The organism is Streptomyces sp. NPDC101165, from assembly GCF_044768135.1.
Taxonomy (GTDB): Bacteria; Actinomycetota; Actinomycetes; order Streptomycetales; family Streptomycetaceae; genus Streptomyces.
The window spans coordinates 556,325-572,266 of the sequence record NZ_JBIWPG010000001.1 but is presented as its reverse complement, the minus strand read 5'-3'; the positions used below and the strand labels follow the sequence as shown (position 1 = coordinate 572,266).

Below are 15,942 nucleotides of genomic sequence, written 5' to 3'. Positions count from 1 at the left end.
GGTGCGCCGGTCACGCGGAGGCCCCGACCCGCTGATGTGGGTCGGGGCCTCCGCGTACCGTCGCCCGCCGTCGCGGTGTCCGCTCACTCCTCCGGGACGGAGATGACCGCGTGCAGCGGTGCCAGCAGCCTGTTGACCTTGCGCACGTCGTCCGTCGACGCCAGCCGGAGGCGCTCCTGCGGGCGCGGGTCGAGCGGGCGGGCCGGGCAGCGGTCCTGGAACAGCAGGAACGCCGGGCGCGGCCTGCAGCGCTTGGACGTCCACCACAGGCCCTGCACGTCGCTGCTCCGTTCGCGGATCACCCGTACCCAGTAGCGGGTACCCGCGTACTCGTCGGTGTCGATCAGCCAGCCGTCCTGCCAGACGGCGGCCAGCCCCTCGGCGGTCGTGAGGTCCACCAGGGTGAGGTCGGCCGTGGTGCGGACGGCCGAGAGGACGTATCGGGACGCCTGCGCCCACGGAATCTGCCGCACCCCGCTGCCGTCGCTGAACTCGACCGACCTCAGCAGCACTTCGGACAGCGCGGTGACCGGGTCGAGGGCCGCGTAGAGGTAGGGGTACGGATCCTTCTCGGTGGGGTCGAAGCGGCTGCCCTTGAAGAACTCGTGCGCGACGCTCGGGTTGAACTCGCCGGCCCCGTACTCCTCGTCATGGCACCGCCACACGAGGGTGCCCGCCGGCACCACGGTGACCATCGGCTTCATCACGACACCCTTGGGCGGAAGTTGACCCACCATCAGAGCGCCTCCACGAGTTCGGCGGCGGCGCGTTCCAGCTCCTCGTCGGGCCGGACGCCGAGCAGGTCCGCGGGGACGCCGCCCAGCCACCGGTTGCCGCCCAGCCACCAGTCGGCGGCTCCCCAGGGGTCCCGGTCCGCCCGGAGGAGTTCGTTGATCCGGCGGACGACGGGCAGCGGTTCGGCCGTGCCGGCCCTGAACTGGAAGCGTGGATAGCAAAATCCGCGGTCCGGGTCGCGGAGTCTGATCAGGCCGGCGGGTGTGTCCGCACCGTCGTGCAGCGCGGCGTGTTCGTGCTCGGTCAGCGCCGGTACGGCGAGCAGCCGCCGGCGGGCCGCCCGCAGCAGTTCACCGGGGTCGGGCGGCGGGGTGCCGAGCACGCCGATCACCGCGTCGATCGTGGTGAGGCTGGGCAGTTCGTGGGTGCCGGAAACGTAGCGGTGGCCGCCGAGCGCCTCGGACACCGGGTGATCGGGCGGCAGCGCGGACAGCGTCCGCCTGAGCCGGCGTACGGCGCGTGCGACGCCCGGCGGGTTCCCGGCGGCGGCCTCCTCCTTCATCTCCCGCAGGGTGCGGGAGAGCAGTTCCAGGTCGTCGTCGTCGAGCCCGGTGATGACGGTGGTCCAGTGGCTCTCCAGGAGCCGGAGCAGCTCCTCCGACGTCATACGCGCTCTCCTTCCTGGGGCCGCGCGGAACGCGCCGCCGGTGCGGGGTTGCCGTGGTGGACGAAGGCCGCCCAGGTGTCGGGCCGGTCCCGGAAGTCCTCCGCGAGGCGACGGGCGGAGATGCCCTTCAGGCCGCGGACGGGCGGCCGTTCGTCGGGCGGGGTGAGCATCCAGCGCTGCGCGGCGCGCAGCGCGTCCGGCGGGGCGAGTCCCCGGGCCAGCGCGTTGTGCAGGACGAGCATGAGCACCTCGGACCGCATGTCGTCGACCTTCCACCGGGAGCCGACGGCGTCGGCGGCCAGCCGGTGCACCATGACCGAGGTGACGGTCAGGGCCTCGTCGTGATCGCGGGTGGTGAGGTCCGTCTCGCAGCCGCCGCAGACGACCAGCGGCCCGGCCGACCGGAAGGCGTCGCCCTCGGCGGGCGTCTCCAGCAGGGTGCTCAGCGTGAGGGCTCCACCGGAGGCGGCCCCGGCCGGCGCGGCCAGTTGGAGGGCCGACCGGGTCGGGTCGGGACCCGCGAGCCCGTGACAGGCGATGTGCACCAGGGAGGCGGGGACGGCGGCCCGGCCGCCGAGCAGGGCCAGCACCGTCTCCGGGGTGGCCGGGTCGTCGTCGGGGCGGTGGATCACGGCCCGCGGGTAGTGGACCTCGGCCAGTGTCTCGATCTCGTCCTCGGCCCACTCCAGGTCGTCCGTCCCGTGGAACACCAGGGCCGGCCGGTCGGCGGGGTTCATGCGCCGACGGGCCGCGGCGCGCAGGAACTCCCGGCCGGACGCGGCGTGCGTGAGGACGGCGACCTCGCAGGCCCGCACCGCGCGCGGCGCGTCGTAGGAGGCGGACGGGCGCAGGAGGGCCGCCTGCCAGGGCACGACGCCGAGTTCGCCGCAGGGCACCAGGACCAGCCGTACGGCCTCGGAGCCGACGGCAGCGGCCGAGGCACCGAGGAAGCCGGACTCGCCGAGGGCGCGGTCCCAGACGCCGAGGTGGTCCAGCGCGGGGCCGAGCACGTCGCCGGCCCACTCGCACATCCGGTCCAGGGCACCGAGCCAGCGCCGCTCGGCGCGCCCGGTGTCCCTCGGGTTGACGGTGTCGGGGCTGTCGAGGGCGGCGGCCTCCAGGCGCTGCCGGTGCGCACCGGCCTCCAGGTACTCCGCCACGGGCCCGCGGCCGGCGAGGGCGAGGCCGGGCAGGGGCAGCGCCTCGACGGGGCCGTCGCGGGTGACGACCAGGACGGCACCGTCCGGGCCGTCGACGCCGGGGACCAGGTACAGCAGCGCGTCCGCTCCCGTCTCCCCCAGCCCGGCGCGCAGGTCGCTCACGGAGGCGACCACCGGCTGTACGTCGGCGTCGCCCTGCCCGCGCAGCACGTCCAGGGAGCGGCGCCGCAGGTCACCGGGGAGATCGGGGGCGCCCGCGCCCGCTTCGGCCAGCACCTCCAACGGGGAGCGGTCCCGCAGGTCACCGGGGAGGCCGGTGCCCGTGCCCGCCGCCGCCGACAGTTCCAGCAGGGAGCGGTCGTCGGTCCGGTCCCAGGAGCGGTCGGCGGCGGCGGCGCTGCGCCAGCGCTCGGCCAGTTCGGTCTCGCCGAGGGCCGCCAGGCGGTCGGCGACGCCCGCCGAGACGGCCGCCGCGCCGAGCACCAGGGAGCGGCCCGCCTCCAGACATGCGATGGCCTCCTCGGTGAGCCCGACACGCAGCGCCCAGAAGGCCGCGCCGCGGCCCCGGTCGGCTGCCGCGCGCGCGATGCGCAGGCCGCGGCGGACGCCCTGCTGGAGGAGTACGTCGTCGGCGGCGAGCCTCAGGGAGGTGCGGGCGAGGCCGACGGCGGCACGCAGCTCGGCGTCGGCGTCGGGCGTGCCCGTCCGGAGGGTGGCGCGTTTGGCGCGGAGCACGGCCTGGTCCCAGGTGAGGCGGGCACCGCTGGGCGTGCCGTCGGGCAGTTCCGTCAGGGCCTGTTCCAGCTCCGCGATCGCCTCGTCCAGCGGCTCGGGGTCGCCGGTGAGTATGTGCAGGGTGTCCAGGGCGACGGCGATGCCGCTCCGGGACCTGGGCCGCCAGTCGGGGGTGAATCCGGGGCTCTCCAGGGCCTTTCTGGTGCGCCGCACGCCGTCGGCGATACGGCTGGGGTCCGACTCGGCGATCGCCGTCAGCGTGATCAGCGGGGCCCAGGTGCTGTCGAGGACGCCGCGCAGGGCGGGCATGTCCACCGACGTCTCCACGGCCCGCCGCAGGTGGTGTGCGGCCGCGCGCAGGTGGTCCGTCCTGTCGTCCGCCGACGGGGCGAGCACGACGCGGCCCAGATAGGCGCTGCCGAGCACGAAGCAGAGCAGGGCGCCGGTCCATTCCTCGGCGCCGTCGTAGCTCTCGTCCAGCTCCACTTCGCACAGCGCGTCGATGACGTCCTCCACCGCCGCGTCGTCGCCGCTGTCCAGGGCGGACATCAGCTTCTCGTTCAGCCGGACGGTCTCCCCGCACAGGCGCAGTGAGGCGGCGGTGCGGCTCGCGGGGTCGTCGTCCCACTGCTGCGCTTCGAGCAGGGCCCGGGCCATGTCCTCGTCCTGCAGGCTGCCGCCGGTGAGGGCGGCCGCGAGGAGCAGTCCGGGCACCACGGTGCGGAGCCATTCGGCGTGCACGCGGCTGTCGAGTTCCCCCTTGGCGTGCGCCTCGTGCATCAGCCGGAACGCTTCCCGGAACCCCTCCAGGTCCCCGGTGCGGGCGGCGAGGGCGGCGTGGAAGAGGGCGGCGATCATCCTGGACGGCAGGGGTGCGCTGCCGTCCTCGCCCGTTGCGGGATCCCGCTCTCCGGACAGTTCGGCGAGAAGCCTGGGCAGTTCGTGCGGCGCGATGGTTCCGGGTGACATCACCTCTGTCAGGGCGAGGAGCTGGGTTCGGACGTGCTGGACTTCCCGGGCTTCGTCGGGGTCGTCGGCCGGCGCGGCGCCGGTGGGGACCGCGTCCGGGAACGCCCCGAGGACGTCCTCGAGCATGGAGAACATCGACGGCATCAGGACGCGCAGCGGCGGCGGCAGCGCCATGCCCGGCATGGTGGTGAGGAGGTGCCGGGCCCCGCTCATGACCGCGTCCGTATCGCCCTTCAGCAGCGCGTCGGTCAACGCGCCCAGACCCCGCAGGTTGTCACGGTCTTCGGGTGTCATGCCCGCCTGCTCGCGTTCGAGCAGCAGCCGCACGAGCAGACCGGTGTCCTCCACCATGCCCGAACCGCCCTGTGCGAGGGGGGTTCCGACGGCGAGCATGGACGTCAGCTGGTCGATGGTCCACTGGCTCTCGGATCCGGGCGAGGTCTCACGGTTCAGCCGCACCAGTCGCGAGCCGAGCAGGCACACGAGGTCCCGGCGCGTGGACTCCCGGTCCTCGTGGCCGAGCAGGGCCGACGTACGAGCCCTGTCCAGCAGGCGCACCGCCCGCTCCCGGTCGGCGGGGGCACCCTCCAGGACGAACCTCACGGCGAGGCATCTCCCGAGACGTGCCTCCACCACCGCGGCCGTCGCTTCGCAGCCCTGAGCCTGCGTCAACTCGGCAAGCAGCAACTCCAGTTCGTTGACAAGACCATCGAGTTCCGGCCCTCGTGTCCCCGCGTACTCGTCCGGGTCGAGCGGGACGGAGATCCCGGCCGTGCGTCCGAGCGCGGCGACGGCACGGTCGGCAGCTGGTACGTCCCCGGCATCACTCATGCGTCATCCCCTCCGCCGTCATGGTGCCCGTTCCCCCGGTCCGGCGGCCGGTTGTCGCGCGCCTCCTCGGCATCCTGCCGGACAACGCCCGGTTCCCGGACGGATTCCGCCCGATCCGTGGGGTGTTGGGGGTCGATGGGCATCCCGGGCGGGCGTGTTCGGGGCGTGATCGACGCCGGCCGTGGCGCCGGACGAGGGAAGTCGCCATGCTGGGTGTCTCGTTGCGGCGAGAGGTCGCGCAAGTCCGGTAGAGCTCCGGGAAGGAGGGGGTGCGGTGACGGACTCCGCAACGGCGCCCGGCGCTGTCGAACCGTACGTGGAGACGACGCGGGACGACTACGCGGCGCGCTACACGACCGGCCTGCGGGTCGAGGCCGCGGACGACGGGGTGGCCGTGCTGCACGGCCGATGTCCGCGCTGCGGCTGCACGTTCAGCTACACGCACACCGACCTGGTCTTCCGCTCCCCGCGCCGTTCGCCCCGGCCGACGCACGTCCCGGTGCTCTGCGAGTGCCAGGCCGAACACCCTGGGCGCCCGGCCGAGGAGAAGGGGTGCGGCGCCTACTGGAACGTCCTCATGGAGCGCACATGACACCGGCATGGCAGGTACGGCCGGGCCCTCCCGCGACCCCTGCCGACCGTCAGGCGGGGCGGCTGACCCGGGAGTTGCTCGCCGGTGAGCTGGCCCGTGCCCGGGAGGCGGCGCTCGCCTGGCGCAACGGGCTCGCGGCCCTCTTCGTCGGACTGCTCAGCTTCGGCCTGATCAAGGGCCGCACCGACGTGGGGAAACTCGCCTCCCCGTACGACGCCCTGGTGGGCGGCGCGCTGCTGCTGTGCCTGGTGTTCGGCACGCTCGGCGCGCTGCTGCTGCTCCGGGCGGCGCACGGGGCACCCACCGGTGTCCGGCTGCCCGCCGGCGTACCCGCCGCGGCCACCGCGCTGCACCTGGGCGACCACATGGAGACCCGCCGCACGGTACGGGCCCTCACGTATGGGGTCGTACTCACGATCGCCTGCGGGGCGATGCTCGTCACGGGCGTGGCGCTGACCTGGTACGGCCCCGAGAAGGACGGCCCCCGGATCTTGGTCCGCACCCCGTCCGGGGAGGTGTGCGGCGAGCCGGTGCGCACGAGCGCCGGAAGTCTGCTCGTGAAGACGGACACCGGTGAGATCACGGTCCGACTCGCCCGGGCCGAGGCCGTGACCGCGGTCGACACCTGCCCCGGGGGCTCGTCCGCCGAGTGACCGGTAGCACCGGGGCGGGCCGGGGCAGGGGGAAACGGCCCGCAGCGGGGACGGACCGCTTCCCGGTGGCAGGCCCCACCGCAAACAACACCCGCCAGACCGGCGACTGGTCGAACCGGTCGCGGTAGGACCGGCCACCGGTCGACCCGGGAGTCGGTCGACCCGGGAGTCGGTCGAAGCGGAAGTCGGTCGAAGCGGAAGTCGGTCGAACCAAGTGCCGGTCAGACCAGGCACCCCGGGCGGGCCGTCGGCGCGCACGCCTCGCTCGAGCGGCCTCCGCCGCGTGCTCCCTCCGCGCGGTCAGCAGCGTCAGCGGAACGGGCCCCAGCGGTGCGGGCCGTCTCCCGATGGCAGGCCCCACCGCCAACAGCACCCGGCAGACCGGCCGGCGGTCGAACCGGGCACCTCGGCGAGGCGGAACGGGCCGCGGCAGGACTCGTTGCCTCCCGGTGGCACGCCCCACCGCCAACAGCACCCGGCAGACCGGCCACCGGCCGGACCGGCCCCGGTCGCACCGGTCGCCGTCGGACCACCCGCCGGCCGAGCAGGACGTCGGCCGGACGGACGGCGGTCCGGCAGGGCACCGATCGGACCGGGCGCCGGAGTGGGACCTCGCTCAGGCGGCCTCCGTCGCCTCCTCCCGTCGGCCGGTCAGCAGCGTCAGTGCCACGTACAGCACCAGCGAGGTGCCGAGGCCCACCGCCCAGCCGTAGTCGGCGAGGGACTTGAGCGCCGGGACGGGGCGGCCGTCGATCAGGGGGTGGAAGTCCGCGCCGCCGATCGCGAGGACGCCGCCGGCCACGAAGGCGACCACCGCCCGCCAGTTCCAGCCGCCGGCGTACCAGTAGCGGCCGCCCGCGCGGTACAGGTCGGCGAGGGCGAGTCGGGTGCGGCGCAGGATCCAGTAGTCGGCGACGAGGATGCCCGCGACCGTGCCGAGCAGGCCGCCGACCAGGCCGAGCCAGGTGAAGATGTAGCCCTGCGGGTCGGAGTACAGCTTCCACGGGAAGATCAGCACGGCGAGGACCGAGGTGATCAGGGCGCCGGTGCGGAAACTGATCCTGCGGGGGGCGACGTTGGAGAAGTCGAAGGCCGGGGAGACCAGGTTGGCCGCGATGTTCACGGAGAGGGTCGCCACCAGCACGGTGACCAGGGCGTAGATCAGGCCGACCACGTTGTCCGTCTTGGCGGCGAGCTGTACCGGGTCCCAGACCGGCTTGCCGTAGACCGCCTGCGAGCCGGACGTGACGAGCACGGAGAGGAAGGCGAAGAGCGTCATCGTGGTCGGCAGACCGAGGGCCTGCCCCCAGGTCTGGGCCTTCTGGCTCTTGCCGTAGCGCGTGAAGTCGGGGATGTTCAGGCTCAGCGTGGACCAGAAGCCGATCATGCCCATCAGCGACGGCCAGAACAGCTTCCAGAACTCGCCGCCCCAGCCCAGCTTGGAGGGCTGGTCGAACAGCGGGCCGACACCGCCGGCCTTGCTGCTCATCCACCACAGCATGACGAACGCGCCGACGAGCACGAAGGGCGCGGCCCAGTTCTCGAAGCGACGGATGGTCTCCATGCCTCGGTAGATGATGGCGACCTGGATCACCCAGAAGATCGCGAACGACAGCCACATGGTCCAGGCGTAGCCGCCGATGTGCGAGGCGTTCGCCCAGCTGTCGCCGATCAGCTTGCCCGCCAGGAAGTAGATGGCCTCGCCGCCGATCCAGGTCTGGATGCCGAACCATCCGCAGGCCACCAACGCCCGTACGACGGCGGGGAGGTTGGCGCCGCGCACCCCGAAGGAGGCGCGGGCGAAGACCGGGAAGGGGATGCCGTACTTGGGTCCCGCGTGCCCGGTGAGCAGCATCGGGACGAGGACGATCAGGTTGGCGAGGGCGATGGTGAAGACGGCCTGCTTCCAGTCCATGCCCACCGCGATCAGCCCGGACGCGAGGGTCCAGGAGGCCGTGTTGTGGGCCATGCCGACCCACAGCGCGGAGAAGTTGTACGTCGTCCAGGTGCGCTTCGCCACGGGGACGGGGAGCAGGTCCTCGTTGGCGTAGGGGCCGCTGGGCTGCGGTGAACCAGGGGCGATCTCCACCCGGCCGTCGGCGCGGGTGACTTGAGCGGTCGGCGGTATGGCTGTGGGAGCGGTGTCGGTCATGGGCAGGCCAATCGAGCAGAGGGGTGGGACGGGGAAAGGCCGTGCGGGTGGCTCCGAGGGGGGTGCGCCCCGACCCTCTGGTGAGGGAAAAGCGCCCTGGCCCCCCTCCCGGGACCGCGGGAAGGGGGAGATCAACCGGTGTGCTGCGGTCAGGCGTTGACGGCCGGGATCACCGTCGTGCCGTAGGCGTCGATGGTGGCTTCCTGGGCGTCGTGCATGTCGTACACCGCGAACTGGTCGACGCCCAGTTCGCGCAGTGCGGTGAGTTTCTCGATGTGCTTCTCGGCCGGCCCGATGACGCAGAACCGGTCGACGATCTCGTCGGGCACGAACTCGGTGTCGGGGTTGTCACTGCGCCCGTGGTGCGAGTAGTCGTATCCCTCGCGGGCCTTGATGTAGTCGGTGAGTTCGTCGGGGACCTGGCCGGAGTGTTCGCCGTACTTGGCGACCAGGTCGGCCACGTGGTTGCCGACCATGCCGCCGAACCACCGGCACTGGTCGCGCGCGTGGGCGAGCGCCTCGGGCGAGTCGTCCGCGGTGACGTAGGCCGGGGCGGCCACGCAGATCGTCACCTCGGACGGGTCACGGCCGGCGGCGACGGCCGCTTCCTTCACGGCCTTCACCATGTACTCGGTCAGGTACAGGTCGGACAGCTGGAGGATGAACCCGTCGGCCTCCTCGCCGGTCATCTTGAGCGCCTTGGGTCCGTACGCGGCCATCCACACGGGGAGTTCGGCGCCCGGCTTGATCCACGGGAACCTGACGACCGTGCCGCCGAGGTCGGCCTCGTCCCCGCGGCCGAGGGCGCGGATGACCTTCATGGCCTCGCTGATCCGGGCCAGGGTGTTGGGCTTGCGGCCGGCGACACGCATCGCGGAGTCGCCGCGGCCGATGCCGCAGACGGTGCGGTTGCCGAACATGTCGTTGAGGGTGGCGAAGGTGGAGGCGGTGACCTCCCAGGTGCGGGTGCCCGGGTTGGTGACCATCGGGCCGACCGTCAGCTTCGAGGTGTTGGAGAGGATCTGGCTGTAGATGACGAACGGCTCCTGCCAGAGCACGGCGGAGTCGAAGGTCCAGCCGTACGTGAAGCCGTTGCGCTCGGCCCGCTTCATCAGGCTGATGACTCGGGAGGCCGGCGGGTCGGTCTGCAGGACGAGTCCGAAGTCCATGGTGCGCCACTCCTAGGTGAGGTACTGACAGGTGGAGCGCGGAGTGTAGGCGCCGTGTCCGGCGTGTCCGGTGTACTCCCGCTCGGTGATGACGGGTTCGCCGCGCGAGAGCACGGTCTCGACCCGGCCGGTCGTCCGCCTGCCCTCGTACGCCGAGTAGTCGACGTTCATGTGGTGCGTCTGTGCGGACATGACCTGCTCGGCGTGCGGGTCGTAGATGACGACGTCGGCGTCGGCGCCCGGGGCGATGGTGCCCTTCTTCGGGTACATGCCGAACATGCGGGCCGGGGTGGCACAGGCGATCTCGATCCAGCGGCGGCGGGAGATGTGCCCGTCGACGACGGCCTGGTGCAGCAGGTCCATGCGGTTCTCGACGCCGGGCAGACCGTTGGGGATCTTGGAGAAGTCGCCGCGGCCCAGCTCCTTCTGGCCCACGAAGCAGAAGGGGCAGTGGTCGGTGGAGACCACCTGGAGGTCGTTGGTGCGCAGGCCCTGCCAGAGCTTGGCCTGGTGCTCCCTGGGCCGCAGGGGTGTGCTGCAGACGTACTTGGCGCCCTCGAAGTCGGGCTCGGCGAGGTTGTCGGTGGACAGGAACAGGTACTGCGGGCAGGTCTCGCCGAAGACGTTCAGTCCCTCGTCCCGGGCCCGCGCCAGTTCGGCGACCGCCTCCATGGCCGAGACGTGCACGACGTACAGGGGTGCCCCGGCGACCTGCGCGAGCCGGATGGCGCGGTGGGTGGCCTCGGCCTCCAGGAGGGCCTTGCGCACCTCGCCGTGGTACCGCGGGTCGGTCTCGCCCCGCGCCAGCGCCTGTTCGACGAGCACGTCGATCGCGATGCCGTTCTCGGCGTGCATCATGATCAGGCCGCCGTTGTCGGCGGAGCGCTGCATGGCGCGCAGGATCTGGCCGTCGTCGGAGTAGAAGACGCCCGGGTAGGCCATGAACTGCTTGAAGCTGGTCACGCCCTCCTCGACCAGCAGGTCCATCTCCTTGAGCGTCTCGTCGTTCACATCGGAGACGATCATGTGGAAGGCGTAGTCGATCGCGCAGTTGCCCTCGGCCTTGGCGTGCCAGGCGTCCAGGCCCTCGCGCAGGGTGTGGCCGACGCTCTGCACCGCGAAGTCGACGATCGTGGTCGTCCCGCCCCAGGCCGCGGCGCGGGTGCCGGTCTCGAAGGTGTCGGAGGCGAAGGTGCCGCCGAACGGCAGCTCCATGTGGGTGTGGGCGTCGACGCCGCCCGGGATGACGTACTTCCCGGTGGCGTCGATGGCCCGCTCGGCGGTGAACGCCTCGGCGGCGGGGGTGCCGGAGGCGGCGAGGGCGGCGATGCGGCCGTCCTCGATCAGCACGTCGGCATGCATCTCGTCGGACGCGGTGATGACGAGACCACCGCGGATGACGGTACGGCTGCTCATGGTCCCTCTCCTGCCAGGGTGGACGGTGTGGTCAGGGTGCGGTCAGCGGCGTGTACGCCCCCGGGGCCCGGTCGCGGTAGAACTGCCAGCGGTCACGGACCTCGCGGAGCTTGGCCAGGTCCAGGTCGCGTACGACGAGTTCGGTCTCCTTGTCGCTGGCCACCTCGCCGACGAACTGGGCCTCCGGGTCCACGAAGTAGGTCGTGCCGTAGAAGTCGTTGTCGCCCAGGTCCTCCACGCCGACCCGGTTGATCGCGCCCACGAAGTACTCGTTGGCGACGGCCGCCGCCGGCTGCTCCAGCTGCCACAGGTAGCGGGACAGTCCGCGCGAGGTGGCCGACGGGTTGAAGACGATCTCGGCACCGGCGAGACCCAACGCCCGCCAGCCCTCCGGGAAGTGGCGGTCGTAGCAGATGTACACGCCGATCCTGCCGACGGCCGTGTCGAAGACGGGCCAGCCGCTGTTGCCGGGGCGGAAGTAGAACTTCTCCCAGAACCCCTGGACTTGAGGGATGTGGGTCTTGCGGTACTTGCCCAGGTAGGAGCCGTCCGCGTCGATCACGGCCGCGGTGTTGTACAGGACCCCCGGCTGCTCCTCCTCGTACATCGGCAGGACGAGGACGATGCCCAGCTCCTTCGCCAGCGCCTGGAAGCGCTTGACGGTGGGGCCGTCCGGGATCTGCTCGGCGTACTCGTAGAACGCCTTGTCCTGGACCTGGCAGAAGTAGGGGCCGTAGAACAGCTCCTGGAAGCACAGCACCTGGGCGCCCTGCGCGGCCGCGTCGCGGGCCGCCTGCTCGTGGACCTGGATCATGGATTCCTTGTCGCCGGTCCAGACCGTCTGGAACAGGGCGGCACGGATCACTCGGCTCATCGGGACCTCCGGTAGCTCGGTGTCCGGTGAGCCTAGAAAGCCGCGAGGGAGCATTTGAGTGGCAGCGTGTCACGTCTGCGGGCGGTCGGCGTGCCACCGTGTCACGCGTCTGCGAGCCCATGTTTCACCGCCGTTTTCCCAGGTCGTAGCATGTTTCACCCCTGTTGCGCGTCGTGCGCGAGGAGCGCGATGTGCACGGAGGCCGCCTGCTCGAAGTCGTCGAGGTCGACGCCCAGCCGGGTCTGTATCGCCTCCAGACGCCGATAGAGGGCGGGCCGGGAGACATGGTGGAGCTGGGCGGTACGGGACTTGTTGCGCCCGGTCGCCAGATAGGTGCGCAGCACGTTCAGCAGCTCCTGGTCGGCCCCGCACAGCAGCCCGTCCAACTCGCGCTCGGCGAAGGACTGCACCTGCGGGTCGTCCCTGAGCAGCCGGATCAGGCCGCGCAGATGGACGTCCCGCAGGCGCACGACGGCCGGCAGGTCGCGGGCGCCCGACGAGTCGGCCACGGCGTCGGCGACATGCTGGGCCTCACGCAGCCCGGCCGGCACGTCGTCCCAGTCGATGCGCGGATCGGCGGCGGCGACCACCGTGTTGGGCAGGCCGGTCTCGGTCCGCAGCCGGGCCGCGAAGTGCGCGGTCAGTGCGTCGGCCTGCTGGTCGCGGGCGAGGCTGAGCAGTACGGCGGTGGCGCCGTCGGCCAGTTCGGCGACCAGCCCGGACAGGCCCAGCACCCGTAGGACGCGCTCAAGTTGTCCGGTCTCCCCGGCCGGGACGACGAGGGGTACGAAGGTCCGCCGGTTCACCGGCAGCCCGGCCGCCCGTGCCCGGGGCAGCAGTTGCCTGGCCGGTACGACTCCGGAGACGAGGTCGGTCACCAGGCTCTGTGCGGACTGCTCCTCCCAGGTGTGGGCGGAGCCACCGCCGAGCATGCGGTGCAGGATCAGGGCCTCGGCGGCCCGTTCGGCGAGCAGCCGCCCGGTGGCCGTGTCGCCCCGGTACCCGCACAGCAGCAGCCGGCCCCAGCGTTCCCCGCGTCCGCCGAGTTCGGCGTGGATCCAGCCGTCGCCCACGCTGCCACCGGCCTGCCGGGCGATCCTCTCCCAGTCGCGCAGCACGTCGTCCACCGCGGGACGCTCCCCCGCCGTGGCGAGGACGCGGTGGGCGAGGTTGGTGACGACGACCGGGCAGCCGCTGTGCTGGGCGACCTCGTCCAGCAGCTGCTGCAACGGGGCGCCCGCGGTGATCAGCCCGGTGAGGGCGGTCCGTACGGTCTCCGACAGGCTCACGGCGGCGAACTTCCGCCGTACCAGCCGGCACTGGACCTCCTCCGTCAACTCCGCGAAGGGGAAGGGCCGGTGCAGGACGACCATGGGCAGCCCGCACCGCTCGGCGGCCCGGCGCATCACCTCGGGCGGCGCGGGAAAGGCCCGGCCGAGCCCGAGTACGACGGCCGCGGCCTCCGCCCGGTGCAGGGACTGGATGTACTCGACCTGCTTGGCCTCGTCACCGGCGAGCAGCACACCGGTGGTGAGCACCATCTCGCCGCCGCTGAGCATCACGCCGACGTCGGCGGCCTCGGCGACGTGCACCCAGCGCACGGGCCGGTCGAGCTGCCCGGCCCCGGCCACCACCTCGGGCTCCCCGGCCTGCACCCGCTCCAGGGTGAGCACCTGGCGGACGGAGAGGGCGGGTTCGAAGCCGGCCTGCGAGGTCACCGAGGTGGTGGTCATGGCGGTACACCCGTTCTCTAGTACGTGCTCCTCAGTGCGCGTTCGAGGATCGCCGCGCCCTCCTCTGCCTCCGCGACGGTCAGTGACAGCGGCGGGGCGATGCGCAGCGCGCTGGTGTTGTGACCACCGCCCTTGCCGATCAGCAGACCGCCCTCACGGGCCGCCTCCAGGACCGCGGAGGCCGCCTGCGGATCGGCCTCGTCCGTCTCCGGCTTGACCAGTTCGACGCCGATCATGAGTCCGCGCCCGCGCACCTCCCGCACGCCCGGCAGCTGGGCGGCGACGGCCCGCAGCCGCTCGATGAGCAGTCCGCCGACGCGCCGGGCGTTGCCCTGCAGGTCGTGTTCGACGAGGTAGGTGAGGTTCGCGAGGCCGGCCGCCATGGTGATCTGGGTGCCGCCGAACGTCGAGATGCTGTTGGCGTCCAGGCAGTTCATGATCTCGGCGCGGGCGACCACCCCGCCGATGGACGCGCCGTTGCCGATGCCCTTGGCGAAGGTGATCATGTCCGGCGGGCCGCTCCGGGCGTGGGCCTGCCAGCCCCAGAAGTGGTCGCCGGTGCGGCCCCACCCGGTCTGCACCTCGTCGGCGATCCACAGGATCCCCTGCTCGTTCAGCACCTCGCGGAAGGCCGCGTACAGCCCGTCCGGCGGTGAGGTGAAGCCGCCGACCCCCTGGATGGGCTCGGCGATCAGCGCGGCCGGCGGGCGGGTGTGCCCGAGGACGTCCTTCAGGTCCTCGACACACGCGTCGATGAACGCGCGGTCGTCCAGCCCGGCGAACGGACCCCGGGTACGGACGCCGCCGTGGACGTACAGGGTCTGCAGCGGGGACAGCGAGGTCGGGGACCAGCTGCGGTTGCCGGTGATGCCGACCGCGCTGAAGGAGCGGCCGTGGTAGCTGTTGCGCATGGCCAGGACCGTGTTGCTGCGCCGGTAGGTGGTGGCGAGCAGCAGGGCGGTGTCGTTGGCCTCGGTGCCGGAGGTGGTGAAGAAGACGCGGGCGTCCGGGATGCCGCTCAACTGGGCGATGCGTTCCGCCAGTTCGACCATCGGCCGGTTGAGGTAGAGGGTCGAGGAGTGGAGGATCCGGCCGGCCTGCTCGCTGACCGCCTTGGTCACCTCGGGCAGGGCGTGCGCGGTCATGGTGGTGAGGATGCCGCCGAAGAAGTCCAGGTACTTGTTGCCTGCGGAGTCCCAGACATGGCGGCCCTCGCCGTGCGTGAGTTCCAGCGGCTCGTCGTAGTAGAGGGCCAGCCAGTCGGGCAGGACACCCCGGTGGCGGGAGTAGAGGTCGTTCACGGCTGCACCAGCCCTTCGTAGGCGTCGGGACGGCGGTCGCGATAGAAGGCCCACTGCTGCCGCACTTCGTCGATGAGGTCGAAGTCCAGGTCCCGGACGACGAGTTCCTCGTCCTTGTCACTGGCGACGTCGCCGACGAACCGGCCGCGCGGGTCGACGAAGTACGACGTCCCGTAGAAGTCGTTGTCCCCGTACTCCTCCTGCCCCACCCGGTTGATGGCGGCGACGAAGTACTCGTTGGCGACGGCAGCGGCGGGCTGTTCCAGCTGCCACAGGTACGAGGACAGACCTCGATGCGTGGCGGACGGGTTGTAGACCAACTGCGCGCCGTTCAGACCCAGTTGCCGCCAGCCCTCCGGGAAGTGGCGGTCGTAGCAGATGTAGACACCCACCTTGCCGACGGCCGTCTCGAAGACCGGCCATCCCAGGTTGCCGGGTTTGAAGTAGTACTTCTCCCAGAAGCCCTTGACCTGGGGGATGTGGTGCTTGCGGTACTTGCCGAGGTAGGTGCCGTCGGCGTCGATCACGGCGGCGGTGTTGTAGTAGAAGCCGGACTGCTCGACCTCGAAGACGGGGACGACGACCACCATGCCGGTCTCGCGGGCCAGCTCCCGCATCCGCCGCACGGTGGGCCCGTCGGGCACCGGCTCGGCCCAGCGGTAGTGCTCCGGCTCCTGGACCTGACAGAAGTAGGGGGCGTTGAAGACTTCCTGGAACCCGATGATCTTCGCGCCCAGACGGGCCGCCTCGCGGGCGTGCTCCTCGTGTTTCGCCACCATGGACTCGGTGTCGCCGGTCCAGGTGGCCTGAACCAGTGCGGCACGTACGACGTTGGCCATGAGCTGCTCCTTCGACGCGACGTCCGAGCCTCTACGCCCGTAGAAACGGCCCGTAGAGGGACGAAAGTAAGCCTCGAGGAAGTCCTTGCCAAGACCATCGTCGTTAACCCGCTGAG

12 protein-coding genes are annotated in these 15,942 nt (G+C 71.8%); 2 read left to right on the top strand and 10 right to left on the bottom strand.

Annotation, left to right across the window (positions count from 1 at the left end; all coding sequences use genetic code 11):
* Positions 1-83: 83 nt before the first annotated feature.
* Genes ACIRVH_RS02475 through ACIRVH_RS02465 form a run of 3 tightly spaced genes read right to left on the bottom strand, consistent with a single transcriptional unit; the run spans position 84 to position 5,097 of the window.
* A complete protein-coding gene (locus ACIRVH_RS02475) occupies positions 84-737 on the bottom strand; it encodes an RES family NAD+ phosphorylase (RefSeq protein WP_403947445.1) in 654 nt (217 codons plus the stop codon).
* Complete coding sequence (locus tag ACIRVH_RS02470; RefSeq protein WP_403947443.1) at positions 737-1,402, bottom strand: hypothetical protein; 666 nt, start codon at positions 1,400-1,402, stop codon at positions 737-739. The genes ACIRVH_RS02475 and ACIRVH_RS02470 overlap by 1 nt, the downstream gene beginning before the upstream one ends.
* Positions 1,399-5,097, bottom strand: coding sequence for a CHAT domain-containing protein (locus ACIRVH_RS02465; RefSeq protein ID WP_403947441.1), 3,699 nt, complete (start codon positions 5,095-5,097; stop codon positions 1,399-1,401). The genes ACIRVH_RS02470 and ACIRVH_RS02465 overlap by 4 nt, the downstream gene beginning before the upstream one ends.
* Before the next feature lie 274 nt (positions 5,098-5,371).
* Here ACIRVH_RS02465 and ACIRVH_RS02460 point away from each other — a divergent pair, with 274 nt between their 5' ends.
* Both ACIRVH_RS02460 and ACIRVH_RS02455 read left to right on the top strand, forming a co-directional pair.
* Positions 5,372-5,689 (top strand): hypothetical protein, encoded by a 318-nt coding sequence (locus ACIRVH_RS02460; RefSeq protein ID WP_403947440.1) that lies wholly within the window; start codon positions 5,372-5,374, stop codon positions 5,687-5,689.
* Positions 5,686-6,342 carry a hypothetical protein gene (locus tag ACIRVH_RS02455; RefSeq protein ID WP_403947438.1) on the top strand — a complete coding sequence of 219 codons (657 nt, stop codon included), beginning with the start codon at positions 5,686-5,688 and terminating at the stop codon, positions 6,340-6,342. The genes ACIRVH_RS02460 and ACIRVH_RS02455 overlap by 4 nt, the downstream gene beginning before the upstream one ends.
* Before the next feature lie 616 nt (positions 6,343-6,958).
* Here the strand turns inward: ACIRVH_RS02455 and ACIRVH_RS02450 are convergent.
* The 7 genes from ACIRVH_RS02450 to ACIRVH_RS02420 form a co-directional block, all read right to left on the bottom strand.
* Positions 6,959-8,494 carry an NCS1 family nucleobase:cation symporter-1 gene (locus ACIRVH_RS02450; RefSeq protein ID WP_403947437.1) on the bottom strand — a complete coding sequence of 512 codons (1,536 nt, stop codon included), beginning with the start codon at positions 8,492-8,494 and terminating at the stop codon, positions 6,959-6,961.
* A 149-nt stretch (positions 8,495-8,643) separates the two neighbouring features.
* Positions 8,644-9,663: a TIGR03842 family LLM class F420-dependent oxidoreductase gene (locus tag ACIRVH_RS02445; RefSeq protein WP_403947435.1), complete on the bottom strand. Its 1,020-nt coding sequence runs from the start codon at positions 9,661-9,663 to the stop codon at positions 8,644-8,646.
* Between the two features lie 12 nt (positions 9,664-9,675).
* Positions 9,676-11,079: a dihydropyrimidinase gene (gene hydA, locus ACIRVH_RS02440; protein WP_403947433.1), complete on the bottom strand. Its 1,404-nt coding sequence runs from the start codon at positions 11,077-11,079 to the stop codon at positions 9,676-9,678.
* Between the two features lie 31 nt (positions 11,080-11,110).
* Complete coding sequence (locus tag ACIRVH_RS02435; RefSeq protein WP_403947431.1) at positions 11,111-11,953, bottom strand: nitrilase-related carbon-nitrogen hydrolase; 843 nt, start codon at positions 11,951-11,953, stop codon at positions 11,111-11,113.
* 155 nt (positions 11,954-12,108) lie between these two features.
* On the bottom strand, positions 12,109-13,686 hold the full coding sequence (locus ACIRVH_RS02430; RefSeq protein WP_403947429.1) for a PucR family transcriptional regulator: 1,578 nt from the start codon (positions 13,684-13,686) through the stop codon (positions 12,109-12,111).
* Positions 13,687-13,703: 17 nt separating this feature from the next.
* Entirely contained in the window at positions 13,704-14,987 is a 1,284-nt protein-coding gene (locus tag ACIRVH_RS02425) for an aspartate aminotransferase family protein (protein ID WP_403947427.1), read from the bottom strand.
* Positions 14,984-15,826, bottom strand: a complete 843-nt coding sequence (locus tag ACIRVH_RS02420; protein ID WP_393481663.1) for a nitrilase-related carbon-nitrogen hydrolase — start codon at positions 15,824-15,826, stop codon at positions 14,984-14,986. Before ACIRVH_RS02420 ends, ACIRVH_RS02425 begins: the two co-directional genes overlap by 4 nt.
* Positions 15,827-15,942: the final 116 nt, after the last annotated feature.

Coding starts and splice junctions, on each gene's coding strand:
- ACIRVH_RS02475 (WP_403947445.1), bottom strand. CDS start 737: ATGGTGGGTCAACTTCCGCCCAAGGGTGTCGTGATGAAGCCGATGGTC.
- ACIRVH_RS02470 (WP_403947443.1), bottom strand. CDS start 1,402: ATGACGTCGGAGGAGCTGCTCCGGCTCCTGGAGAGCCACTGGACCACC.
- ACIRVH_RS02465 (WP_403947441.1), bottom strand. CDS start 5,097: ATGAGTGATGCCGGGGACGTACCAGCTGCCGACCGTGCCGTCGCCGCG.
- ACIRVH_RS02455 (WP_403947438.1), top strand. CDS start 5,686: ATGACACCGGCATGGCAGGTACGGCCGGGCCCTCCCGCGACCCCTGCC.
- ACIRVH_RS02450 (WP_403947437.1), bottom strand. CDS start 8,494: ATGACCGACACCGCTCCCACAGCCATACCGCCGACCGCTCAAGTCACC.
- ACIRVH_RS02445 (WP_403947435.1), bottom strand. CDS start 9,663: ATGGACTTCGGACTCGTCCTGCAGACCGACCCGCCGGCCTCCCGAGTC.
- hydA (WP_403947433.1), bottom strand. CDS start 11,079: ATGAGCAGCCGTACCGTCATCCGCGGTGGTCTCGTCATCACCGCGTCC.
- ACIRVH_RS02435 (WP_403947431.1), bottom strand. CDS start 11,953: ATGAGCCGAGTGATCCGTGCCGCCCTGTTCCAGACGGTCTGGACCGGC.
- ACIRVH_RS02430 (WP_403947429.1), bottom strand. CDS start 13,686: ATGACCACCACCTCGGTGACCTCGCAGGCCGGCTTCGAACCCGCCCTC.
- ACIRVH_RS02420 (WP_393481663.1), bottom strand. CDS start 15,826: ATGGCCAACGTCGTACGTGCCGCACTGGTTCAGGCCACCTGGACCGGC.